The sequence below is a fragment of the Fibrivirga algicola genome, assembly GCF_011742925.1.
GTDB classification, from domain to species: domain Bacteria; phylum Bacteroidota; class Bacteroidia; order Cytophagales; family Spirosomataceae; genus Fibrella; species Fibrella algicola.
This window is the reverse complement of sequence record NZ_WAEL01000008.1, coordinates 288,325-312,081: the sequence shown is the minus strand read 5'-3', so window position 1 is coordinate 312,081 and position 23,757 is coordinate 288,325. Positions and strand designations below refer to the sequence as shown.

The 23,757-nt window shown below is 53.2% G+C and carries 18 protein-coding genes; 10 read left to right on the top strand and 8 right to left on the bottom strand.

Features of this window, described 5'->3' with window-relative positions; translation table 11 throughout:
* Positions 1-221: 221 nt before the first annotated feature.
* The 4 genes from rny to pheT form a co-directional block, all read right to left on the bottom strand.
* Complete coding sequence (gene rny, locus F7231_RS21355; protein ID WP_085412791.1) at positions 222-1,856, bottom strand: ribonuclease Y; 1,635 nt, start codon at positions 1,854-1,856, stop codon at positions 222-224.
* An 87-nt stretch (positions 1,857-1,943) separates the two neighbouring features.
* Positions 1,944-2,231, bottom strand: coding sequence for a cell division protein ZapA (locus F7231_RS21350; RefSeq protein WP_085412792.1), 288 nt, complete (start codon positions 2,229-2,231; stop codon positions 1,944-1,946).
* A 62-nt stretch (positions 2,232-2,293) separates the two neighbouring features.
* Positions 2,294-2,632 carry a hypothetical protein gene (locus F7231_RS21345; RefSeq protein ID WP_085412793.1) on the bottom strand — a complete coding sequence of 113 codons (339 nt, stop codon included), beginning with the start codon at positions 2,630-2,632 and terminating at the stop codon, positions 2,294-2,296.
* Positions 2,633-2,721: 89 nt separating this feature from the next.
* Complete coding sequence (gene pheT / locus F7231_RS21340) at positions 2,722-5,166, bottom strand: phenylalanine--tRNA ligase subunit beta (protein WP_166693458.1); 2,445 nt, start codon at positions 5,164-5,166, stop codon at positions 2,722-2,724.
* Positions 5,167-5,348: 182 nt separating this feature from the next.
* On the opposite strand from pheT, the gene F7231_RS21335 reads away from it, so the two are divergent.
* Positions 5,349-6,767, top strand: a complete 1,419-nt coding sequence (locus tag F7231_RS21335; RefSeq protein ID WP_166693457.1) for an alpha-amylase family glycosyl hydrolase — start codon at positions 5,349-5,351, stop codon at positions 6,765-6,767.
* 69 nt (positions 6,768-6,836) lie between these two features.
* Here F7231_RS21335 and F7231_RS21330 read toward each other — a convergent pair whose 3' ends face one another.
* Positions 6,837-7,475: a DUF1684 domain-containing protein gene (locus tag F7231_RS21330; RefSeq protein WP_229370189.1), complete on the bottom strand. Its 639-nt coding sequence runs from the start codon at positions 7,473-7,475 to the stop codon at positions 6,837-6,839.
* 112 nt (positions 7,476-7,587) lie between these two features.
* Between F7231_RS21330 and F7231_RS21325 the strand changes: the two genes are divergently transcribed.
* The 6 genes from F7231_RS21325 (at position 7,588) to F7231_RS21300 (ending at position 15,796) form a co-directional block, all read left to right on the top strand.
* Positions 7,588-8,685, top strand: a complete 1,098-nt coding sequence (locus F7231_RS21325) for a DegT/DnrJ/EryC1/StrS family aminotransferase (RefSeq protein WP_166693456.1) — start codon at positions 7,588-7,590, stop codon at positions 8,683-8,685.
* A 153-nt stretch (positions 8,686-8,838) separates the two neighbouring features.
* Positions 8,839-9,429, top strand: coding sequence for a riboflavin synthase (locus F7231_RS21320; protein WP_166693455.1), 591 nt, complete (start codon positions 8,839-8,841; stop codon positions 9,427-9,429).
* A gap of 126 nt (positions 9,430-9,555) precedes the next feature.
* Positions 9,556-10,338, top strand: a complete 783-nt coding sequence (locus F7231_RS21315) for a PASTA domain-containing protein (RefSeq protein ID WP_085412799.1) — start codon at positions 9,556-9,558, stop codon at positions 10,336-10,338.
* Positions 10,325-12,082: a T9SS type A sorting domain-containing protein gene (locus tag F7231_RS21310; protein WP_166693454.1), complete on the top strand. Its 1,758-nt coding sequence runs from the start codon at positions 10,325-10,327 to the stop codon at positions 12,080-12,082. Before F7231_RS21315 ends, F7231_RS21310 begins: the two co-directional genes overlap by 14 nt.
* An 18-nt stretch (positions 12,083-12,100) precedes the next feature.
* Complete coding sequence (locus F7231_RS21305; protein WP_085412801.1) at positions 12,101-12,391, top strand: rhodanese-like domain-containing protein; 291 nt, start codon at positions 12,101-12,103, stop codon at positions 12,389-12,391.
* A gap of 318 nt (positions 12,392-12,709) precedes the next feature.
* Positions 12,710-15,796 carry a sialate O-acetylesterase gene (locus tag F7231_RS21300; RefSeq protein ID WP_166693453.1) on the top strand — a complete coding sequence of 1,029 codons (3,087 nt, stop codon included), beginning with the start codon at positions 12,710-12,712 and terminating at the stop codon, positions 15,794-15,796.
* Between the two features lie 24 nt (positions 15,797-15,820).
* Here F7231_RS21300 and miaA read toward each other — a convergent pair whose 3' ends face one another.
* Positions 15,821-16,723 carry a tRNA (adenosine(37)-N6)-dimethylallyltransferase MiaA gene (miaA, locus tag F7231_RS21295; protein ID WP_085412803.1) on the bottom strand — a complete coding sequence of 301 codons (903 nt, stop codon included), beginning with the start codon at positions 16,721-16,723 and terminating at the stop codon, positions 15,821-15,823.
* Positions 16,724-17,072: 349 nt separating this feature from the next.
* On the opposite strand from miaA, the gene F7231_RS21290 reads away from it, so the two are divergent.
* Entirely contained in the window at positions 17,073-17,411 is a 339-nt protein-coding gene (locus F7231_RS21290; RefSeq protein WP_085412804.1) for a winged helix-turn-helix transcriptional regulator, read from the top strand.
* Between the two features lie 77 nt (positions 17,412-17,488).
* On the opposite strand, the gene F7231_RS21285 is transcribed toward F7231_RS21290, so the two are convergent.
* Together F7231_RS21285 and F7231_RS21280 are read right to left on the bottom strand one after the other, a co-directional pair.
* Positions 17,489-18,982, bottom strand: a complete 1,494-nt coding sequence (locus tag F7231_RS21285) for a peptide MFS transporter (RefSeq protein ID WP_085412805.1) — start codon at positions 18,980-18,982, stop codon at positions 17,489-17,491.
* An 83-nt stretch (positions 18,983-19,065) separates the two neighbouring features.
* On the bottom strand, positions 19,066-20,772 hold the full coding sequence (locus tag F7231_RS21280) for an ArnT family glycosyltransferase (protein ID WP_166693452.1): 1,707 nt from the start codon (positions 20,770-20,772) through the stop codon (positions 19,066-19,068).
* Positions 20,773-20,904: 132 nt separating this feature from the next.
* Between F7231_RS21280 and F7231_RS21275 the strand changes: the two genes are divergently transcribed.
* Complete coding sequence (locus F7231_RS21275) at positions 20,905-22,263, top strand: sigma-54-dependent transcriptional regulator (protein WP_166693451.1); 1,359 nt, start codon at positions 20,905-20,907, stop codon at positions 22,261-22,263.
* Between the two features lie 108 nt (positions 22,264-22,371).
* Positions 22,372-23,754, top strand: coding sequence for a sensor histidine kinase (locus F7231_RS21270; RefSeq protein ID WP_157510624.1), 1,383 nt, complete (start codon positions 22,372-22,374; stop codon positions 23,752-23,754).
* Positions 23,755-23,757 lie beyond the last annotated feature (3 nt).

Here is a 23,757-nt window from a genome sequence, read left to right as displayed (position 1 = left end):
TAGTCATGGTCCGGTTAAGATGAGCAAAGGGATTAATAAGGCCTGTTTTGCTGCCGTTCATCAGGTGGCTTCCCAGTCCTGACTAGGCGAGCATAATTGATCCGGTCTGGGGCAAGTCTGCTTACTGTTCAGGTGCAACAGGCGGTGGTGTTCTACCGGACAGGCAAAAAAATAGCCGAAGTAATTCGGCTATTTTCTGATAAGTATTGATGGTGCACTATTTACTTCGCGTAAGCCACCGAGCGCATCTCGCGAATGACGGTCACTTTGATCTGACCGGGGTACTGCATTTCTTTCTCGATCTTCTGCGAAATTTCGAACGATAACGTACCTGCACGCTCGTCGGTCACGTGATCGGCATCGACCATCACGCGAAGCTCGCGTCCGGCTTGAATGGCGTAACATTTGACGACGCCCTGGAAATTAGTAGCTAATTCTTCGAGTTCTTTCAGGCGTTTGATGTACGATTCCATCATCTCTCGACGAGCACCGGGACGTGAGCCAGAAACGGCGTCACACACCTGTACGATCGGCGAAATCATGCTGGTCATTTCAATTTCGTCGTGGTGAGCACCAATGGCGTTGATCACCTCGGGGTTCTCTTTGTACTTCTTGGCTAACTCCATGCCTAACAGAGCGTGGGGTAGTTCGGCTTCTTCGGGCCAGACTTTACCAATATCGTGGAGCAGACCAGCCCGTTTAGCCAGTTTAGCGTTGAGCCCCAGTTCAGCGGCCATTGTAGCACAGAGCTTTGCCACTTCGCGCGAGTGTTGCAGCAAGTTCTGTCCGTAACTTGACCGGAAGCGCATCCGACCAATCATTTTGATCAGTTCAGGGTGCAGACCGTGAATGCCGAGGTCAATGACGGTACGCTCACCAATTTCAACGATCTCGTCTTCGATGTTCTTGCGCGTTTTGGCAACGATCTCTTCAATGCGGGCGGGGTGAATACGGCCGTCCTGTACAAGGCGGTGCAGCGATAAGCGGGCCACTTCACGCCGAACGGGGTCGAAGCCCGAAATGATGATCGCTTCCGGCGTGTCGTCTACGATGATTTCTACCCCCGTTGCAGCTTCCAGCGCCCGGATGTTACGTCCTTCGCGACCAATGATCTTACCCTTGATATCGTCTGATTCGATGTTGAAAATAGATACGCAGTTTTCAATGGCGTGCTCGGTAGCCGTCCGCTGAATGGTATCAATAACGACCTTTTTAGCTTCTTTAGTAGCCGTCAGTTTGGCTTCCTCCAGCATATTCTTCACATAGGCAGAGGCGCGGGTATCGGCTTCGCCTTTCAAGGTATCAACCATGCGTTCCAGCGCCTGCTCGGCGGAAAGACCCGCAATTTTTTCGAGTTGTGAAACTTGCTCAGCCAGCATTTTATCAGCTTCAGCCTGGCGGCGATCAACGTCTTCATTGCGGCGATTCAGGGCCTCTACTTGTTGAGCCAAGGCAGTTTTCTGTTGAGCAACCTCGTTTTTGAGCTGATTAATCTCGTTTTTGAGCTGATTCAATTCCCCTTCACGGGTACGTTGCTGATCGGCTTGCTGTGCCAGTTGCTGTTCGCGTTGCTTTAGCTTGGCTTCGTTTTGCTGCAGAAGGCCACGCTTCTCGTTGGTTTGCTCTTCAAATTCGGCTTTCAGGCGGAGAAACTTCTCTTTCGCCTCCAGCATCCGGTCTTTCTTGATCGTCTCGGCCTGGAGTTCGGCTGTTTTCAGGATATCGGCGGCTTTCGATTCGGCTTCCTGCTGTTTATCAGCGATAGCGCCCTGAAGCGATTTTCGCCCAAAAAAAACACCGATACCTGCGGCAATTACGCTACACAGGATTATCAGTATTATACTGGTCGTTGTCATTGATTGGTATCGTTTGGGTTGAACATAGTTCATTATGCACCCGCTGCAACACCGGTTCCCGTGGGGAGAAGAAGACTAACGCGCCACCTATGCGAGGCTAGGCGTGATGGTCTGGTTCAATTGGGCAATCCTGTCATAGATGCGGTTCTGCATCTGTCGCGCCTGATCTTCTGATTTCAGGCTCGCTACCAAACAATCGAGGGCCACCAGGGCCAGAATGTCCTGCGTGTCGCGCACGCCCCGGCTTCGGTGTACCTCCATGCGCTCGCGAATCAGCTTACCGGCGTCGCGTAGGAATACTTCTTCCTCGGGCAACGACTTAAAGCGGTAATCGCGGTCGGCAATTTTGATATGTATCGCTAGCCGTTCTTCCATTATGTGTGTGTGGCACTGGCTGACCGGCCCAAACTGTTCGGGTCGGGGTACGCTATTGGTTGTTATGACAAGGTACTCAGATGAGCAATGCACCGGTCAAGGTCCTGGATATACTCATCGAGTTTCTGCTTTACTTCTTCACGGGCAACCGCGTCGGGCAGGTTGCTGCTTACAAGTTTACTTAAATCTTTCGACTTTGTAAACGCCGGTGGTGCATCCACCGCTTTTTTCTGTTGTTGTTTTACCTGGTTTTGGAGGTCTCGAATCGTATTTTGATGGTCCGTGTTCTCCCGTTCCAATTGCTCAATGCGTTGCCGCTGCTGAGCAACACGCTCAGTCAGATCAAAGACTCTGTGCTCAAAGTCTTCCAGCAATACAAAAAGTCTCGATTCAGAAACCATCTTTCTAACCGTTTGACGTTTGTGGTTTTAGGCTTGACGTTGCCTTACGGATTGAATTAGCAGCGCAACGTCAAACCTAAAACGTCAAACTATTTTCTTATTACCGCGCCTAACTCTTTTTCGAACTGACTCATCAGGCGCTGCATCGTTTTGTCAATGGCTGCGTCCGTAAGGGTTTGTGTAGCATCCTGAAGCGTAAAACTGACAGCATAGGCCTTCTTGCCATTGCCCAGATTATCACCTTCATACACATCGAAGACGTTGATGTTACGCAACAATTTCCGTTCCGTTTGTATGGCCAGCTTCTGAATTTGCTCAAATGTTACCGACTTGTCGATCACCAGCGACAGGTCGCGCCGCACCTCAGGAAAACGCGGAACTTCCATGTAACTGGTTTTGCCGCTATATCGTTTGGTCAGTAATGCCCAATCAAAGTCAGCGTAGTACACGGGTTGCTTCGCATCGGCTAATTTAGCCAGTTTTGGATGCACTAACCCGAACGTGACGACTGGCTTTTTATTTATCGTGTAGGTGAGGCCATACTGGAACAATGAACTGTCGGCCTGTTGCTGGTCAGTGGGTTGGATGCGCAGCGATGCCAGCACTGTATGTACGGCTGCTTTCAGATCATGAAAGGCAACAGACTGGCCTTTTTGCTGCCAGCTTTCGGCCGTTTGATCGCCCACCATCGCTAGGGCGAGTCGGGGTGATTCGTGGTATTTTTTTGTCGGCTTGTCTAACTCCGTTTCAGTTTGGCTGCTACCGTATACCTTACCAAACTCGAACAATTTCAGGTCGCGCTGGCGGCGATTCAGGTTATACACCAGCGCCTCGAGCACCGAGAACAACATCGACTGGCGCATTACCGACAACTCATCGCTCAACGGGTTCAGGAGGCGCACGTCGGCCAGTGGCAGGCTGGTGCGGATGGCTTCGTGATAAGCCGGACGCGTCATCGACAGCGACATGGCTTCGACAAAACCGTTGGCGGCGAGTACTTGTCCAATGCGGCCCTGTAGCTGGTTTACATCAGTTGTCGGAAATTCAGATAACGTATTGGCCGACAGGCTGGGCGACAGGGGTACGTTGTCGAGGCCGAAAATGCGGAGAATCTCTTCCACGATGTCAGCTTCGCGGGTTACATCGACCCGGTAGGGAGGAACCACCGCCACAAAACCCGATTCGGTCAGTTCGTCTGTCTGAATGTCGAGCGAATGGAGAATCTCAAGAATTCGCTCGCGGTCGATCTGAATACCGATCAGCCGGTCAATGTTACGGTACGTGACCGGAATCCGGAAGTCGGCGATAGGGTTGGGGTAGCTATCGACAACCTGGGAGGTGACGCTGCCACCGGCCACTTCCTGAATGAGCAGGGCAGCGTATTTCAGCGCAAAGGGCGGCATGTTGGGGTCGGTGCCTCGCTCGTACCGGAACGAAGCATCGGTTTTCAGGCCATGATGCTGCGCCGTTTTCCGAATAGAAGCAGGCGAGAAGTACGCACATTCCAGAAAGATCCGTGTGGTTTTCTCCGATACGCCCGATGTTTTTCCACCAAACACACCACCAATACACATGCCCTCAGAATCGCCGTTGCAGATCATTAGATCAGTGGCCGACAGTTTGCGCTCAATGCCGTCTAGGGTAACGAACGACGTACCTGCGGGCAGCGTTTTTACTACAACTTCGCCCGTTGTGATAGCGTCGGCGTCGAACGCGTGCATGGGTTGACCCAGGCCGTGGCACACGAAATTGGTGATGTCAACGATATTGTTGATCGGCGTGAGGCCAATGCTCAGCAGCCGCTGTTTTAGCCATTTGGGCGATTCGCCAACCGTAAGGCCGCTCATGGTGAGGCCCATGTAACGGGGGCAGGCGGCCACGTCGTCGACACGTACCTGAATGGTGAAATCGGTGGAAGCTACGGTAAAGTCATCGACCGATGGCCACTGGATGGGCGTACCCAGCACGGCGCGCAGGTCGCGGGCCACACCCAGGTGCGACGCGGCATCGGCTCGGTTGGGTGTGAGGCCAATTTCGATGCGTGAATCGGCTTCCAGGTCGAAAAATTTGGCCGCCGGGGTGCCGTTGGGTACGTCGGTGGTAAGCACCATAATGCCCGCGTGCGATTCGCCAAGGCCGATCTCGTCTTCGGCGCAGATCATACCTTCGGAAGCAGCGCCCCGAATTTTAGCCTTTTTAATCGCGAATGGCTCCCCGTTTTTAGGATGAAGCGTAGCACCAACGGTAGCCACCACCACGCGCTGACCAGCCGCCACATTGGGCGCACCGCAAACGATGTTTAGTGGTTGTTCGCCGCCTACGTCTACGGTGGTAATGCTCAACTTATCGGCGTCGGGGTGGCGTTCGCAGGTCAGCACCGTGCCGATCACCACGCCCGTGAGGCCGCCCGGAATCAGGTCAACGCGCTCAATGCCATCTACTTCAAGGCCCGTACTGGTGAGTATATGATCCAGTTCTTGCGGCGTTTTGTTAACGTCGATAAACTGGGTAAGCCAACTATAGGAAATGTTCATGTGTCTATCAAAAAGCCCGACTGGCAGGAGTCGGGCAAACGGATTAGGGACAAAAATAAGCAAGCTTGCACGGTTTCAGACGAAACGGGTGCAAGGAAATGGATAGACTTGTTCCGCTGCTGGGTTGACGGTCGCGTAATCTTTTTATTTTTGAGGCCCTACAAATTTTTACGCACTGCGATATGATGACTGCCAGCCGCCTGATCATTGCCTGTTTATTGCTTCTAGGTACGGTTACAGGCTGCGGCAAAGCAGAAAAAAAGACCGATCAAACCACCGGTTCAGCAGATACGCTGGCCTATAAGCCGGACAGCTATGTAGAGCTGAAACACCCGGATTGGAGCAAAAACGCGACGATTTACGAAGTGAACCTCCGGCAGTACACCCCGGAAGGTACGTTCAACGCGTTTGCCACGCACCTGCCCCGGCTGAAGGCAATGGGCGTGGATATTATCTGGCTAATGCCCATTCACCCCATTGGCCTGAAAAATAGGAAAGGTACCCTGGGAAACCCCTATGCGGTAAAAGACTACTATGGCATCAATCCGGAACTGGGTACGATAGCCGATTTTAAAGCCCTGGTCGCTACCATTCATCGTATGGGCATGCACGTGATCCTCGACTGGGTAACCAACCAGTCGGCTCGGGATAATTCCCTGGTAAACGACCATCCGGACTGGTATACCCAAACGCCTGCCGGTACGCTACAGCCAACGCCGGGATATGATCGAACGGATATTGCCTATTTTGATTACAGCAAGCCGGGTATTCGGGAATACATGGCCAAGGCCCTGACCCACTGGGTACGTGAAACCGATATTGACGGCTACCGTTGCGAGGTGCCCGAATCGATACCAGTCGATTTCTGGGAGAATACCCGCAAGGAGCTTGACATGATTAAGCCCGTGTTCATGCTGGCCGAACGGGAATCCCGCAATTTGCACAAACGGGCATTCGACATGACCTATTCTTCAAGCCTGTACGACCAGATGCACAAGGCGGCTACCGAAACGAAAGGCGTTGATGGGCTGGTCACGTATATGGCGAATGAGGCAAGCACCTTTCCCCGCAATGGCTACCGGATGCTATTTACCGACAATCAGGATAAAAACACCTGGATCGGTGCGCCCTACTCCCAGTTTGGCAAGGCGCTGGACGCCTGCGTGGTACTGACCGCCACCGCGAACGGAATGCCGTTGGTCTACAGCGGGCAGGAGGCCGGCAACCCTAAGCAACTGGAGGTCTTTGAAAAGGATGTGATCGATTGGAAGAAGCACCCGAATGCCGACCTATTTAAAAAGCTGTTCGCCTTAAAACATGCGAACCACGCCCTCTGGAACGGAGCCGAAGGCGGCGAACTAGTGCCCATTGTCAATGATAAGCCCGACCAGATTATTGCCTTTTCTCGTGAAAAAGCGGGCGATCGGGTAGTGGTTATCGTAAACATGAGCGACAAGAAAACTATTGTGGCCCTGCAAACCCAAAAGCAGGCAGGTACGTACCAAAATGTGTTCAAGCCCACTAAGAATGTGTTAACGGGCAAAGACCGCTTCGCTATGGCGCCCTGGGGGTATACAGTGATGGCGGCTACAGGGTTGTAAGTTTTTGTGGTTTGAGGTTGCTCCGTGTGGGGGTAAATCACACATGGAGCAACCTCAAACCACAAAAACTTACTCATGCACATACTGTTCCCCCGCTTTGACCGTGACAGGAAGCTTATTTTCGGGTGGGGGTAGGGGGCAGGCGTAGTTGGGGTTATAGGCGCAGTAGGGATTGTAAGCTGCGTTGAAATCGATCACTACCTGGTTGTTGGTCACGTCGTCCTGATCGAGGTCGATGTAGCGACCACCGCCGTAGCTTTCCTTCCCGGAGGTACCGTCCTGAAAGAGGATAGTGAGGTCATTTTGAAACTTGAGCACCAACAGCCGACAGGTTTTGTCTTGCAGCGTAAACGTGGCGTGGGCGTACTTCTCGTACACCTCTTCGGTACCGTCTGTAAGCTTGATGACCAGTTTTTCGGCTTTCCCCTCCGGAAAAGGCTCCAGTTTGGCGAGTACCCGGAACGATGGGTCAGCGTCGAAATAGGTTAAGCCCTTAAATGCTGCTTTATCAAGAATCGGCGAATCGGCGTTGGTGCGCATGAACGTGTCTTTCTTGACGCGTTCGGCCTGTAGTTCGGCGCGGTAGGCTACGGGGTCTACCTGAGCCGAACTGTTGCTCGCTGACGGAAGGCTGTACAGCCAGATGAGGGCGGCAACAACGGGAAGTACAATCAGCCAGAAAATTGGTTTTTTCAGCATAGAAGCCATGTGGTATTGGAATAATAAAACAAAAGTAGAACGGAAACGCGTGTAATTGGCGTAGCCTCTTGCCGATAGCCGGTCCATGCCGACTTCTGGTTTTTCGTTCTACTTTAGCTCAATGATTCCATTTTTAGATCTTGGTCGAATCAATGCGCCGCACCAGGTGCGTATTCAGGCTGCGGCAGCGCGCGTGCTGGCGTCGGGCTGGTACGTGCTGGGTCCCGAAGTCGCTGCATTTGAAACGGCCTTTGCCAGGTACGTTGGCGTTGATCATTGCATCGGGGTAGCCAATGGGCTGGAGGCCCTGACACTGGTGCTGAAAGCCTGGCGCTTTCCGGCAGGAGGTGAGGTTATTGTGCCGTCGAACGCCTACATCGCTTCGGTGCTGGCCATAACGCAGGCGGGTCTTGTGCCTGTACTGGTTGAGCCCGATCCCGACACGTATACGCTTGACCCTGAACGGCTGTCGGTGGCGCTTACACCCAACACGCGGGCCATTTTGCCGGTGCATCTGTACGGCCGGGTTACCGACATGGCCCCGTTGCTGGCTTTCGCCGAAACGCACGGCTTGCGGGTGTTGGAAGATGCTGCACAGGCACACGGCGCAACGTACCTGGGCAAGCGGGCGGGTGCGTTGGGGCATGCGGCCGGGTTTAGTTTTTACCCGACCAAGAACCTGGGTGCCCTGGGCGATGCCGGAGCCATTACTACCAACGATGCCGAACTGGCCAACCAGCTCAGGATGTGGCGGAACTACGGTTCAGCCCGGAAATACCAAAACGACGTACCTGGCCATAATAGCCGTCTTGATGAACTGCAGGCGGCTATTCTAAGCGGGAAACTGCCCTTTCTGGATGACGAGAATAGCCGACGCCGACACATAGCTCACCGCTACCTGACCGAATTTGACGTACCTGAACTACACCTGCCCCCTGCCGATGCCCTTGAGCAGGATGCCTGGCATCTGTTTGTCATTCGTCATCCCCGCCGCGATGAATTTCGCGAACACCTAAATCAGCAGGGCGTTGGTTCCGATGTGCACTACCCGACTCCGCCCCATCGGCAGCTTGCCTATGCCGGTCAATGGCCCGCCGATGCCTTCCCGATTGCCGATCAACTGCACCGTGAAGTGGTCAGCCTGCCGCTAAACCCTACCCTGACCGACAATGAGGTTGACCGGGTTATTTCCGCGGTAAATAGCTTTTTACCCCACTAAATCGTTGGACCGCCCCAGCCCTTGCCCTGACAACAGGGCAGGGGAAGAATGCTTCGCTTACAAGCAAAGCCACTGTGGGGTATCGGTGGGGTAACGAATCAATCGCGGGCTTGCCTTGTTGGCAGTACATAACACATCTTTACTCACTCCCCCATGTTTACGGGCATTGTAGAAACCACCGGCCGGGTAACCGCCATCGACGCCGAAGGCACCAACCTGACGTTTCATATTGAGTCATCGCTCACCAACGAACTAAAAATTGATCAGAGTGTCAGCCACAATGGCGTTTGCCTGACGGTAACCGGCCTGTCTGGTGATGCCTATAGCGTTACGGCGGTAGACGAGACCCTGAAAAAGACGAATCTGGGGCATCTCGCTGTAGGTGACTCGGTGAATCTTGAGCGGTGCATGCCCGCCACAGGCCGTTTCGACGGGCATATCGTGCAGGGCCACGTTGATCAGACCGGTACGTGCGTGACTGTGCAGGATCTGAACGGCAGTTGGCTGTTCGATTTTCAGTACGATCCCGGCGTGGGCAACATCACCGTCGAAAAGGGATCGATCTGCATTAACGGCGTGAGTCTCACCGTGTTCGATTCGCACGACGATGGGTTTCGGGTCACTATTATTCCGTATACCTACGAACACACTACCTTCCGCAATTTGAAGCCCGGCGATGTCGTTAATCTGGAGTTCGACGTTGTCGGCAAATACATCAAAAAGATGCTGGCATCATATAAATAACTAGGTTGGGGTTCATGGGTTGCTATTTGCCGTTGCGCCGCTAACCAACCAGTTTGTGATTGAGCGGAGCAACATCAAACGTCAAGCCACAAACCCCAAACTATTTATTTCTCTTAATTTTACCGCATGACAAAACTGAGTACCCGTTCGAGCGCTGATCTCCTCATTCATATAGGCCTGATTTTGGCCTTTACGGTGGTCTTGGTGCTGACCTTCTTCTTTGTTTACCTGCCTTTCTCAACCAATCACGGTCAGACTATTACGGTGCCCGACCTACAGCACATGAGTATGGACGAACTGGAAAACTACCTCGAAGACCGCAAGCTGCGCTACGAGGTTAGTGACTGTACGTTTGTGGCTGGTGGTGTGCCACTGACGGTGTTTGCGCAGTATCCAACACCGGGGTCGAACGTAAAAGAAGGCCGTAAAATCTACCTGACAATCATTAAGCGAACCGCTCCTACGGTGGTGATGCCGAACCTGGTGGACCAAACATCGCGTACAGCGGCGTTGCTGCTGGGGTCTATGGGGCTGGTGATGGGCGATCTCACCTATGAGCCGGACCTTGGCAAAAACAAAGTGTTGCGCCAATATGCCAACGGGCAGGAAATTAAACCCGGGTCGCCCATTGCCAAAGGCACGAAAGTTGATCTGATCATTGGCGACGGAGAAGGAAATGTATTCTTCCCGGCCCCCGATGTGGTCGGTCAACCCTATGACGAAGCGGTGACAGCTATTCAGGGGTCGGGCCTAAAGGTGGGAGTACGTGTCCCCGTCGATGATCCCGAGCAGGAAGTGGGTACCGTAATTAAACAGAAACCCAAAGCAGGTGAACGTATCCGCGTGGGGCAATCTGTCGACGTGTGGGTTGTGGGCCCGGTAGCAAGCGATATAAATGAAAATCAGTAAGTTACTTCTAGTGCTTGTCGGCTTGCTGGTTGGGCAAATCGCGGTGGGGCAATCGCTGAAGCTCCCCTTCTTCGACGATTTCTCGACGGCCCGGCAAACGGCTTCGCCTACGCGTTGGGTAGCTGGCAGTAACGTATACATCAACAATACCCTCACAATCAACCACCCGACGGTCAACGTCGCTACCTTCGATGGGTTGAGGCAAACAGGCCTGCCTTATGCGCTTAATGATGAAAATGCAGAAGGCGGTACCGACACGCTGACCTCGCTTCCCATCGATCTGGGTGGGTTAACGGTCAGCAACGGCGTTTACCTGAGTTTTTATTGGCAGCGGCGGGGACTTGGTGAACTACCCGACGCTACCGATTCGCTGACCCTCGAATTTCTGGGGCGTGATGGCGCCTGGCTACAAGCCTGGACACAGGGGGGGGGGACGATCGATAACAACTTTACGTTCCAACTGCTTCAGGTTGCCAATCCGGTCTTTTTTCACCCGGCATTTCAGTTTCGGTTTCGGAGCCGGGGACGACAATCGGGCATGTTCGATTCGTGGCATATCGATTACGTATACCTGAACCAGAACCGGACCGCTACGAATATTCCGTTGCGCGACCGGGCCATGCGGCAACCCGTCACACCGTTGTTGCGTCGCTACACGGCCATGCCACTCGCGCAATTTCTGGCCCGCCCCGCTACCGACTATGCTGACACCGTCAGGAGTGATTTTACGAATCTTTTTACCGAGTTTATTCCGATCAACAGTCGATTCACAGTGCGCGATCTGGTGTCGGGGCAGGTGTTTCAGCGCGATACACTGGCCAATCGGATCAATGCCCTGGGGCTGTCACGAAATCCACTGGCGTTTCGAACCCGGTTGCCAACTGGTTTGTCGGGGCGCGCCTTGTTGCAGACCACGTTTAACCTCATTACGCAGGATGCCAGCAACCCCGACGTACCTGGCCTGAATCTGACACTCAACGATACATTGTCGGCTATTACTGTACTCGACGATTACTATGCTTATGATGACGGTAGCGCCGAAACGGTGAAGCAGGTCAATCAGCGGCTGGGTCGGGTAGCGGTGAAGTTTGTGCTGAACCGGGCTGATGCCGTTCGGGGGGTGCGCCTCAACATTTCACCAACGCGTCGCGATCAGCGTGGCCAAACCATATTGCTGGGCATCTACGCTGATAATAACGGCCAGCCAGCGGCCCAACCGATCTTGCAACAACCGTTCTCCGTATCGTATGCCACCCAGCGGAACGGCTTCACCGAGTTTACCTTTGCCAACCCGGTAAACGTACCTGACTCTGTCTTTTACGTAGCGTTCTCACAACTCGACGACCCGGCTATTCCCATTGGATTCGATCGAAACAGCCCGTTCCGTGATAAGCTGTTCGTGAATTTGGGTACGCGCTGGGATCGCGTTACCGATCAGGACGGAGCGCTGATGTTGCGGCCGGTGATGAATAATGGCCCTGCTGTAATCACTGCTACCGAACCGACAGCGGCAGCATCGGTGTTTCCTAACCCAACGGCGGGCCTTATCAATTGGAGCGGCTCACTGCGGGGAGCCGTGCAACTCGATGTGCTTGATGTAAGCGGCCGACTACTGCAAACACGACCATTATCGGCGAGCCAGATAACCACCGACCTGAGCGATTTGCCCGATGGGTTCTATTTGCTCCGGTTTATTGATGAACAAGCCCGGCCACGAACAACTAAATTGATTATCAGACACTAAACGCAACCCATACAAACGATGGATATTACTGTTCAGGAACTCCGTGAACGCCTGGAAAAGGGCGAAACCCTTAACCTCATCGACGTTCGGCAACCCGACGAATATGAAGCCGATAATATTGGAGCAACCCTCATTCCATTAGGTGAACTCCCCTTCCGGGTCGACGAACTTGACGGACTGCAGGACGAAGAAGTAATTGTACACTGCCGTTCTGGTGCCCGCTCGGCCCGTGCCCAGCAATTTCTGGAAGAAAACGGCTTCAACAACGTTCGCAATCTCGTAGGTGGTATGCTGGCGTACCGTGCCTAATCGGTTCGCCGGGCTACTAACCGTTTTGTAACTAGATTGCAACTGTTGAATATACTACAGCGTGGCGGTTCCCTTCAGGAAGGGAGCCGCCTTTTTTTTGCCATAAATGACCCAATCGTGGCTATATAGGTCTCTAAAGTAAAGGCGTTGGATCGTTAGCTAAGTTTAATTATACCTCGCTACTAAATTCTGGTAGTGTACTTAACATAGCGAACATCTGAATACAGAAGCCTAGCGTACATGTAGGTAGGCTAGCCCTTAGTAAGATAACCAAGGCTCTATGACGAGATATACATTTACTGTTAACCTTATCAGGCAATGAAACGGCGGTTTATTTCAACTGCCCACCAGTTGGTACTTTCCGTGCTACTCTGGTTGATCGGCACTTCGGGATGGGCGCAGCGAATTGGTGCCATCACGTTTCATAAGCTTCCCCAGGATTACCAGCTTTACCCCCGAAATGAGCGGAGCGAAGCGCAACTAGCGGTTTCGGGTCGGGTGGAGGAGGGTGACTGGCAGTATCTATCCGTTCAGGTAAGTAGGAATAATCAGCCGGCCAGCTACAAACGTGTAGCCTTGAGTTATACCGGCGGACAGGCCCACTTTGCCATTGACCCGGTCACTATCAGAGCCGAAAGGGCAGAATACGACCTGTCGGTTTATCTCGTAAAAGGGGCCGACTCAGTTAACGTCGTCACGCGTCAACATATCGTGTCGGGTGATGTGTATGTACTCACGGGGCAGTCGAATGCGTCGAATTTCTTTCGCGAAACGCGCACTAACGAGTTTTGTCGCACTTTTGGCAAAACAAGCGGAACATACGGAACTGAACCTTACAACCCGGCCGATACCACGTGGGCCATATCGAACCAAACGCTGCTTGCGCAGAATGTAGGTACCATGGGCTTCGAGTTCCAGCAGTTGATTCTGGAGAAGTACGGTATTCCAACCTGCCTCATCAACGGTACCTTTCACTGGTCGATGATGGCGCATCATGCTACCCGTACCCCCGGTAACCCCGCCGATCTGAACAACGGCTATGGCCGACTGCTGTACCGCCTACAAAAAGGGGGCATCGATAAAGCGGTGAAGGCTCTGATTTTGCGGCAGGGTGAGTCGGAAGCGTATGGTGAAGGAAATAACTGGGGTGGTTATTTCGACACGTACTACAAGAACCTGAAAATCGACCTGCCCTCGATAAAGCAGCTATACGTGTTTCAGGTCGACATCATCGATCCGGCGGTTCCGGCGGCACCGCTTGTCCGGGAATCGCAACGGGCGTTAGTAGACAAGTACCCCGATATTCAGGTGCTTCCCAGCGTTGGTACAACTGGTTTCGACGGGTTGCACTATACTGACGAAGGGTACATACAGAACGCGGAAGAACTGACCCGACTCGTTGGCCGCGATTTCTACAACTCGTCTGACGTTGATAATATCAATGCCCCTAGCATTCGGCGTGTTTACTACTCTAATGCTGAGCGTACCACCCTGACCCTGGAATTTGGTGAAGGACAGACAGTAAATTGGAATGAGCAGCTTGGGACACTATTGCTGAAGAATTATTTCTACCCGGATGGCCTCGATGGGCAGGTAAGTGCCGGAAAGGCGGTAGGAAGCCGCATTGTGCTGACGCTAAGAAACCCGCTGGCCGCTAGTAAACTAACGTACCTGCCGCCCAAAAACGACCCTAGTACACCGGACACGCCTTTCCGGGGGCCTTACATCACTAATAAGCGAGGTATGCGCGCCCTTTCATTCTATGAATTTCCGATCAGTGGTGTACAGATCGATTCGCCGCCGCTACCTAGCCCTTCGCTGACGGTTGGCGTTGTATCGCCAACCGCACTTCAACTTGTATGGACTGAGGTGCCGACTGCTACCACCTATGTGGTAGAGCGGCAGGACCCGCAAGGAGGGACATTTAAACTGGTGGCACAACTACCCGCTGGTACATTAACCTACCAGACCGATGGGCTTTTGGCTAATACAGACTACGTGTTTCGCCTTAAAGCACTGGGTGCTACGGCCGAGTCCGCCTGGGTGGAGGCCAGGGGAAAAACGCCCGCCTACCTTGCCTTGCCTGAGTTGATTACTACGGTGTTATACAACAACGAAGTGGACGTTGTCTGGAAGCCCATTCCAGGTGCTACGGCTTACCAGGTGGAACGGCAGGCCGGGACTGGTGAATTTCAGAAGCTGGGTACGTTTGGACCAGCAATCATGACTATAAAAGATACTGGTCTGCAACCGGGCACCGTGTACACGTACCGTGTAAAAGCCATTGGGGACAAAACAGAATCACCTGTTTCCAGTGTCAGTATCTCAACGCCCGCTCTACTTAACGCACCGGTAGTTAGCCTGGTTGTTCTCTATTATAATGCGATTCAGGTAAACTGGCAGGCTGTTCCGTCGGCAACGGGTTATCAGCTTAATCGAAAAACAGCGGGTCAGGCGTTTGAGAAGCTGGGTACGTTTACGGCTGATAAGCTATTATTTATCGATACAACTGTGCAGGCAGGAACCGCTTACACCTACAGCCTACAGGCGCTGGGGCGGCTGACAGAATCGGTTGCGGTGACGGCTAACGTGCAGTCACCCGCTTTGTTACCTACGCCAACAATCTCCCTATCGGTTGTCTACAACAATATTGTGCATGTGAACTGGAGCACAGTTCCTAATGCGACTGCCTACCAGATTGAGCGGTACGACACGACTCGGGGCTACCAGGAATTGGGTACGTTTACGCCTGGCACCGTATCGTTTCGTGATACCAGTCTTACACCCGGAACGACCTACACATACCGCATAACTGCCATTGGTAATAAAACAGAATCACCAACTGCCAGCTTAAGTGCAACGACACCAAACCAGTTGAGCCAGCCTGAACTACGCATTACGCCTACCTCATTCGACGCTGTTGGACTCAGCTGGAAAGCTAGCCCTGACGCTATGTATTACCTGCTCGAACGGCGAATAGCGGGGAGCACCACCTACGGAAATCCAGTTAAAGTAGATGGACAGCAAAGCCAATACATCGATACCCAGTTGTCGCCCAATACAACGTATCAATACCGGTTGACGGCCTATGGAGATAAAACACAGTCGATTGGTGTGCTGGCTGAAGGGACCACGCTGATGCTCCTTGCTGTTGGCCAGGAGCCGTTGATAGAGGTAAGTGTCTGGCCCAATCCAGCTCCTGAGGGACAGGTATCGGTGCAGTTTTCAGGCCCGGTTAGCGGCACCTTGCAGGTGCTTGATCTACGGGGTGTGGTACACCTAGAGCAACTAGTAACCAATGCCGATCAGGTACCGCTTACGCTAACAGGTTATCCGGCTGGCGTGTACCTAGTTTGTGTGAAGCGGGCTAATGATAAGCTTGTGAAGCGGTTGGTGATCCGCTAGCGCCCGTTGATTTGTGGGTACGTGCTAGGCTTGCTGATCAAGAATAGCCGTCAGAATTTCCGTTTCCTGTTCCGGGTTGAACCACTGAAAATGGTTCTGATGACGAAACCAGGTTATCTGGCGTTTGGCATACCGACGCGAGTTGCGTTTCAGCAGGTCAACCATCGTGTTGTGATCATAGTCGCCATCGAGGTAGGGAAACACCTCCTTATAGCCTACCGTTTGTAGGGCGGGTGTATGGCGGAATGGGAGCAGTCCACGTACCTCATCGATTAGTCCGTTGGCCAGCATGAGGTCCATCCGCCGATCGATGCGTGCGTACAGCTCTTCGCGAGGCCGTTGCAGCGCAATTAATTGAGTCGAGAAAGGGCGCTCGATCGCATTACGCTGCCGAAACCATGAATATGGTTTACCGGTGGTCAGGCATACCTCCAGTGCCCGCATTACCCGCTGGGTATTGTTCAGATCAGCAAGTGCCGCATAAGCCGGGTCGAGCTGAAGCAAACGTGACTGAAGTGGCGTGATCCCCTCGGCCTCAAACTGCTGCTGGAGCTGACTGCGCAAGAGCGGGTCACCTTCAGGCATATCATCTAATCCGTTCAGTACCGCATTGATATAAAGGCCGGTGCCGCCAGTAAGAATTACAGTGTCGAGCGTGGTAAATAGCCGGTCGAACAGCAGAAGGGCTTCGCGCTCGTATTGTCCGGCGCTTATTGGCTCTTCAATACTGTGCGAGTCGATAAAATAGTGAGGTACGTTTTGCAGCTCAGAAACTGTGGGTTTAGCAGTACCGATTGTCAGCTCACGATACAACTGGCGTGAGTCTGCCGACACAACAACGGTATTGAGCCGCTTTGCCAACTGCACACACAAGTCTGTTTTTCCCACCGCTGTGGGCCCGGCCACTACAATAACTGTCTTACTCACAGAGGAAATCCTGAAAAAGAGAAACCAAACAACTAAGCTACTCGCTCTAGGGCATACTACCGTAACGAACAGACTTACCGTAACATATATTTATCAATTTTAAGCGTGAGTAAACATCCAATTTCACCAACTTAGCGTACGTGGTATTTATATATTTTCCAGATAGTAAGATTGCCCGTTGTGGATAATTGAAAATATTAACTATTATTGATGTGAAAATGACATCTAGTTAACGGTTTTTGTATTCGATACACATATAGTTTCGCGAAAACCTTCACCCGTACATTATTATCTAATTACTACTAACAGGTACATGCTAGAGACTAATCTAGCAACCGCTCAACCAAAAATGAACGAAAGAATTCAACCGGATTTGATGGCCGAAGAAGAACGGCTAGTTGTGAAGAAAGCATTGGAGGTTGTTTGTGGTAAATGGCGGTTGTTTATTCTGCTCAATCTGGGCCAGAAAGTTCGCCGCTACAGCGAAATACGACGGCTACTTCCCGACGTAAGCGAAAAGGTGCTTATTCAGGAGTTGAAAACGCTTGTACAATTGGGCGTTTTGGAGAAAAAGTCATACAACGAGGTGCCTCCACGGGTAGAATATAAGCTATCGGAGCGCGGACTGGCTGTACTGCCTATTCTATTGCAGATTAAGGAAATCGGTCGCCATTTTCCTGAAGCATAACCCCGACTCTGGGTCTTGTTAGTAAAACCCGCCAGCTTTATACTGGCGGGTTTTAGGCGTTTAACGGGAGCGGCCAGCTATGAAATGCCGCCCATCCAGCGTTTCAATGGCTTGGTAAACAGGAGCATGATCACGCCAGCGCCTACACCAAAGTAGGCTACACTCTGAAACAGAGCGGGCATCTGCGATACGTTCTCTTCGTCGAAGCCACCGGCAAACAACCCGGCGATTAGGTTACCCAGCGACGTACCCACAAACCAGATACCCATCAATTGGCTGGTATAGCGCTTGGGAGCCAATTTTGAGAAGGCACTCAGACCAACCGGGCTAAGGAATAGCTCGCCCAGCGTAAAGAACAGGTATGTAAACGTGAGGTATAGGGGCGAGGTGCGTTCGCCAGTCAGCGCAATCTTGGCGGCTACTACCATGATGAAATAGGCTAAGCCTAACAGGATCAGACCGGTGGCTAGCTTTGCCGGGGCCGGGTAATCGATCTTGCGATTGGCCAGGTACACCCATAACATCGCCAGTAAAGGCGAGAAACTCAGAATAAATGCGGGATTGAAGTTCTGGAACCAGCTTGACGGTAATTCCCAACCAAAGAAGTTAAGGTCAGTATAGCGTTCGGCAAAGATCTGCAGCGACGAGCCTTGTTGCTCATTACCAGCCCAATACAGAGCAGCGGCAATGAAAAAGACGAACAGAACGGCTACGCGCTTTTTCTCTTCGGTTGTCAGGCCACCCGCGATCAGGATAAACAGGAAGTAGCTAACGGCGATCAGCGAAATAATGGTCCCCATGGCTTTGGCGAGGCCAATAGCGGTGGTTAGGTCGAGGGCACCACTGAATTGTAACGTACCCAGCAGGCAAACCAGCACGATCAGAAAAGCGATCAGCGGCCGGTTACCGCCCGATTTGCGTTCCGCAGGTTCTGTACGGACAGGTACGTTGCCGAGGTGACCTAAGTGCTTGTGCCCCAGCGTGCGGAAGGTGATCAGTCCCAGTCCCATCCCTACGGCTGCCGCGCCAAAACCGTAATGCCAACCTACTTTCTGACCCAGATAGCCCACCGTGGTGATACCCAGCAGCGAGCCCAGATTGATGCCCATGTAGAAGATAGAGAATGCCGCATCGCGCCGTGCACCGCCTTCCGGGTACAATTCGCCCACGATCGAGCTGATGTTTGGCTTAAGCAGCCCTGTGCCCATAGCCACTACAGCCAGACCCAGATAAAACACAGCGGTGCTGGACGGAAAAGCCAGAATGATGTGCCCGATCATGATGATGATACCGCCGTACCAGATCGATTTTCGCTGGCCCAGGATATTGTCGGCTATCCAGCCACCAGGCAGCGAGAGCAAATAAACGGATGACGTATATAGACCATAGATAGCGGCTCCTTCAATTTCACTGAGGCCCATACCACCCCGAACGTTGTCTATTAGAAACAGCAGCAGGATGGCTCGCATACCATAATAACTGAAGCGCTCCCACATTTCGGTGAAAAAGAGGACATAGAGGCCTGTTGAATGGCCGGTTTGGGGCGGAGGGGCAGGCGTTGTAACGTTCATGCAGCAGGGAAAAGGCAGACAGTCTGGCTACCGATAAAGATGTGTTTGTTGATTTTAACCCCTAAATATAGCATACAAGCCGGTTACTGAACTTCGGCCAGAATGTAGGCCTTCAACGTACTCGGTCGGGTAGCGGGGTTCAGGAACGTACCTGTCAGCTGGCTAACGTGGTAATACGGGAATGTAGCTAGTCGACGTACCTGAAAACCATTTGCCGTTAGCGAATCGGCATAGCTGGGGGTAGTCAGTACCTGAACGGGGCCAGTTGCCGCTGCGCGCCGCAGGGTCGAGTCGGCGTACACGTAGTGCGTGGGGTGCTTGGTGTAGTATTCGTACGACCAGGAGCTTTCACCGTAGGTAGAGCCCCCGTAGAACCAGGTCGTTCGGTGCAGTTCGGGCCGGGCGTTGGTATAGTCGGCGGCTACCATACCAGCCTGATACTGCATGATCGACGGGTATAGGAACAGGTTGATGAGCCCGCCCACAATGACCATCAGCCCAACCATACGACCTGTCAGCGTGGCGAGCGGGCTACCAAAGCGCGGGCTGTAGCGCCAGAAAACAACGCTTGTCAGCAGGGTGATTATAATGATCCAAACTAAGCCGGAGACCAGCCGTTCTGGCTGGTATAAGAGAAGTACGCCTGTAACGCCGACCCCAACAATAATCCCGATCACGGTCTGGGCAATAGTCCAGCGACGTATACCGGCGGTCGATAATTGACTCAGGTAGTGCGCGGCCAGCACAGCATAAAATGGGAAAACAATATTGAGGTAGTGCGGTAACTGAAACCGGGAGGCTGAGAACAGGATGAACAGCGAGAGCCCCGCTCCCAGCGACAGGTATTCGGGCAGGGGCTGAGGCGCGTCCCCCTGCCTGCGACGAAAGAGACCGATAATGGCCCGTCCGGCGGCGGCATATACCAGAAAAGCCCACGGTAGCAAAGCCCAAAGCAGGGTATGAGTAAAAAAGAGCGGATCACCGCTGCCCCGCAAAGGGCCATTGTTCAGGAAACGCCCCATCTGGCTATCCCAGAAAAAGAAGCGCAACCCCGACGTACCCGGCTGCCCATACACGATCTTCTCGGGGTGGGCATCAAACTGCTGGTACAGGGCGTAAAGCTCGGGCGATACAAACAGGGCGGTGAGCAAGCCCGCCAGCAGCCAGCGCGGGTGCCACAGTTGTGCCCATTGGTTGGTAAAGGCACAGTGGGCGACCAGACCGGCTCCAACGCTGGCGATGGGTACCACGGGCCCCTTGGTCATCATGGCACAGGCAGTCAGCAACGAGCCAAGCACCAGATGATACCACCTGCCGCCCTGCACCACCCGCATAAAGTGATAAGCAGGCCCAATGAGAAACAAGGTCAAGAACGGCTCGGCCCGTACATCGGTGTTCGACAGAATGACGTGATAAGCCGTTCCGAAGATTAGGGTGGCAATCTGGGCTACCAGGGTAGGGTAGTTGAGCCGGGCAAAGCGATAGGTGTAGAACAGACTACCGCAGAAGCAAAGCAGGGCGGGCAGTTTGTAGGCCGCCGTAGTCACGCCCAGCAACTTCATGAACAGTACGTTCATCAGGAAAGGCAACCGGGGCTTGTCGAGCCATTCCACTTCGCAGGAATACAGGTTAATGTAATCGCCGGTGAGAAACATACGCTTGGCTACGGTGGCGTATAATCCGTTGTCAGGCTCCATGATGGGCAGGCAAAGCGCAGTGAAATTGATCGCTACTACAGCCGTAAGCAGGGTGTAGAATAACCGATTGGAAAGCGGGGCGGGGGTAAGCATGCCGCAAAATTAGTCTGGAAAGTCGATGAGCGTTAAAAGAGCTACGGATGGAAAGTCGTTAATCGTATATAAAAAGCCGATCGAAACTCAGGACTAGTAACGCTCATCGACTTTCCAGACTAATTTTACCCCATGCAAACCGCTAAACTCCTGATCGTTGATGATGACCCCGATGTGCTGCTGGCGGCCAAGCTGCTGCTGAAACGTCACGTCAGTCAGGTCGACATCGAGAAAAATCCCGATAAACTGCCGTTTCTGCTGGGCAACACCCGCTACGATGCTGTATTGCTCGATATGAACTTTACCCGCGACGTTAGCTCCGGCAAAGAAGGCTTCGACTGGCTCGATCGCATTCTGGACGCCGATCCGACTGCCCGCGTGGTATTGTTTACTGCCTATGGCGACGTAGAAATGGCGGTACGGGCAATCAAGGCCGGGGCCGTTGACTTTGTGCTGAAACCCTGGGAAAATGAAAAACTGGTCGACGTTATTAAAACGGCCATTGCTGGTAAACAGGACGCCGCCGATGGTGTCGCTGTGGCCAAAAAGACTACGTCGGGCAGCACCTTTATTGCTCAGAGTGCGGCTATGCGGCAGATCGCCGAAACAATTGAACGTGTGGCCCCCACCGACGCCAACATTTTAATTCTGGGCGAAAACGGAACGGGTAAAGATGTGCTGGCCCGCGAGGTTCACCGTCTCTCAAATCGCCGCGATAAACCGTTCGTGTGTGCCGATCTGGGTGCGCTGCCCGACAGTTTGTTTGAAAGCGAGCTGTTTGGTCATGTGCGTGGTGCCTTCACCGATGCCCGCGACGACCGCGCCGGGCGCTTTGAAGAGGCACAGGGTGGCACCATTTTCCTCGACGAAATTGGCAACGTGGGGCTGGCACAACAGGCGCGGCTGCTAACCGTATTGCAGCAACGGCAGGTGACGCGGGTGGGGAGCAACAAACCTCGGAACGTGGATGTCCGGCTGATCTGTGCTACCAACGCCGACCTGACTGCCCGGGTAATCGACCGGTCGTTCCGGCAGGATTTGCTGTACCGAATCAACACTATTGAACTGCATATTCCGCCGCTGCGCCAACGGCCAGATGATATTGGGCCACTGGCTGAACATTTTCTGCGCATCTACCGGAAGCAGTACAACCGGCCAGTGGGGCAAATCAGTCCGGACCTGATCAGGCACCTGAAGCAATATACCTGGCCGGGTAACGTGCGCGAACTCCAGCACGCCATTGAGCGGGCCGTTATTCTGGCGCGGGGCACTACCCTTACCCCAGACGATTTCTTCTTCGGCTCGTCGCCGTCGGCGATGCAAAGCGGGGGTGCATTACCCGGCAACGATACGCTTCAGATCGAGGATATGGAGCGGCGGATGATTCAGCAGGCCATGCAGAAACACGGCGGCAACATTACCGATGTGGCACGCGAATTGGGCCTTTCCCGACAGGCACTTTATCGGCGCATGGAGAAGTACGGATTGTAGTTAAGCCTGGCTAGTCGTTGTGAACGAGTCCTGAGTCTGGAAAGTATCGCAAAAAAGACTATTCAGACTCAGGACTCGTTCACAACGACTAGCCAGACTATATAAAAAATGAATCGTTTTGCGTGGGGTATAGGATGGCGGATGGCGCTGCTTGGTTTGCTGGCTGGAACGATGGTGTACATCGGGCCCGCCAGCCGCTTTATGCCGTTGCTGATCGTTACGAGCCTGCTACTATTGATGGTAGCCGTGAACCTGTATCAGTACGTGACGGGCGTCAACCGGAAGCTGACGTATTTTCTGGAATCGGTGCGCTACTCCGATTTTGCCATCAGCTTCAACGCCGACAGTAAACTAGGCCCCTCTTTTGCCCAGCTTAATCAGCAGTTCAACGAAGTGCTGGAAGCATTCAGGCAGGCGCGTGCAGAGAAGGAAGCCAACCTGCAATACCTCAACACCATTGTGCAGCACGTCAGCGTGGGGCTGCTCGCCTTTGACGCCGCCGGGCAGGTTGAACTGGTGAATCAGGCCGCCCTACGGTTGCTGGATACGTATCGCCTCCGACTGCTGACCGACCTTGCCGACCAATATCCTGACCTGCCTGCCCGCCTCACTGGTCCCGATCGGCAGGCGGCCTTTGCCTACACTACCGCTAGTGGCAATGACCTGGCCATTCGCACTACCGACGTGCGCCTGCGGGGACGACTGGTTACGCTGGTTTCGTTGCAGAATATCCGGTCTGAATTGCAGCAGAAAGAAGTGGACGCCTGGCAGAACCTGACGAAGGTGCTCCGCCACGAGATTATGAATTCGGTGACGCCGCTAGTCTCGCTAACCGGCACCATGCAGGCCATCCTGGAGCATGATATCGTAGCCAACCTTCCTCCGCTGGATACTACACCCGGCAGCGCCCCGCCTACGTTGCCCAACGCGGCCATTGTACACGAAGCTGTAACTGACCTGGGAGACGCGCTCAACACCATTGCGCAGCGTGGTGAGGGAATTATGCGCTTTGTTGATGCCTACCGGAATTTTACCACCATTCCGGCACCGCGCGTGAGCTCAATCTCGGTACAGACATTGATGCAGCGGGTGGCGGGTCTGGTTCGCTCTGAATTCGAGGGTCGACGTATTGCAATTACGGTCGTGCAGCCTGATGCGCCACTAACAGTACTGGCTGACGAGGCGCAGGTAGAAATGATTCTGTTGAACCTGCTCAAAAATGCGGGCGAAGCGTTAGAAAAAACCGTCAATCCATCAATCCGCTTCGAGGCGTTGCTCGACGGTACCCGATCGGTAATTGAAGTAGCTGATAATGGCCCCGGCATCGAACCTGAGGCCCTGGACCAGATTTTTATTCCCTTCTTTACGACTAAAAAAACGGGTTCAGGCATTGGATTAAGCCTGTCGCGGCAAATGATGCAGCAAATGGGCGGGCAGCTCACCGTTAGCACCGAGGTGGGTAAAGGCAGCATATTTCGACTCTTATTTTAAACC

What these genes read in the sequence shown, in the direction of transcription:
- F7231_RS21350 (WP_085412792.1), bottom strand. Translation starts at nt 2,231, where the DNA reads ATGGAAGAACGGCTAGCGATACATATCAAAATTGCCGACCGCGATTAC.
- F7231_RS21300 (WP_166693453.1), top strand. Translation starts at nt 12,710, where the DNA reads ATGAAACGGCGGTTTATTTCAACTGCCCACCAGTTGGTACTTTCCGTG.
- F7231_RS21310 (WP_166693454.1), top strand. Translation starts at nt 10,325, where the DNA reads ATGAAAATCAGTAAGTTACTTCTAGTGCTTGTCGGCTTGCTGGTTGGG.
- F7231_RS21275 (WP_166693451.1), top strand. Translation starts at nt 20,905, where the DNA reads ATGCAAACCGCTAAACTCCTGATCGTTGATGATGACCCCGATGTGCTG.
- F7231_RS21270 (WP_157510624.1), top strand. Translation starts at nt 22,372, where the DNA reads ATGAATCGTTTTGCGTGGGGTATAGGATGGCGGATGGCGCTGCTTGGT.
- F7231_RS21335 (WP_166693457.1), top strand. Translation starts at nt 5,349, where the DNA reads ATGATGACTGCCAGCCGCCTGATCATTGCCTGTTTATTGCTTCTAGGT.
- F7231_RS21320 (WP_166693455.1), top strand. Translation starts at nt 8,839, where the DNA reads ATGTTTACGGGCATTGTAGAAACCACCGGCCGGGTAACCGCCATCGAC.
- F7231_RS21280 (WP_166693452.1), bottom strand. Translation starts at nt 20,772, where the DNA reads ATGCTTACCCCCGCCCCGCTTTCCAATCGGTTATTCTACACCCTGCTT.
- pheT (WP_166693458.1), bottom strand. Translation starts at nt 5,166, where the DNA reads ATGAACATTTCCTATAGTTGGCTTACCCAGTTTATCGACGTTAACAAA.
- F7231_RS21305 (WP_085412801.1), top strand. Translation starts at nt 12,101, where the DNA reads ATGGATATTACTGTTCAGGAACTCCGTGAACGCCTGGAAAAGGGCGAA.
- F7231_RS21345 (WP_085412793.1), bottom strand. Translation starts at nt 2,632, where the DNA reads ATGGTTTCTGAATCGAGACTTTTTGTATTGCTGGAAGACTTTGAGCAC.
- F7231_RS21290 (WP_085412804.1), top strand. Translation starts at nt 17,073, where the DNA reads ATGAACGAAAGAATTCAACCGGATTTGATGGCCGAAGAAGAACGGCTA.
- rny (WP_085412791.1), bottom strand. Translation starts at nt 1,856, where the DNA reads ATGACAACGACCAGTATAATACTGATAATCCTGTGTAGCGTAATTGCC.
- F7231_RS21330 (WP_229370189.1), bottom strand. Translation starts at nt 7,475, where the DNA reads ATGGCTTCTATGCTGAAAAAACCAATTTTCTGGCTGATTGTACTTCCC.
- F7231_RS21285 (WP_085412805.1), bottom strand. Translation starts at nt 18,982, where the DNA reads ATGAACGTTACAACGCCTGCCCCTCCGCCCCAAACCGGCCATTCAACA.
- F7231_RS21325 (WP_166693456.1), top strand. Translation starts at nt 7,588, where the DNA reads ATGATTCCATTTTTAGATCTTGGTCGAATCAATGCGCCGCACCAGGTG.
- F7231_RS21315 (WP_085412799.1), top strand. Translation starts at nt 9,556, where the DNA reads ATGACAAAACTGAGTACCCGTTCGAGCGCTGATCTCCTCATTCATATA.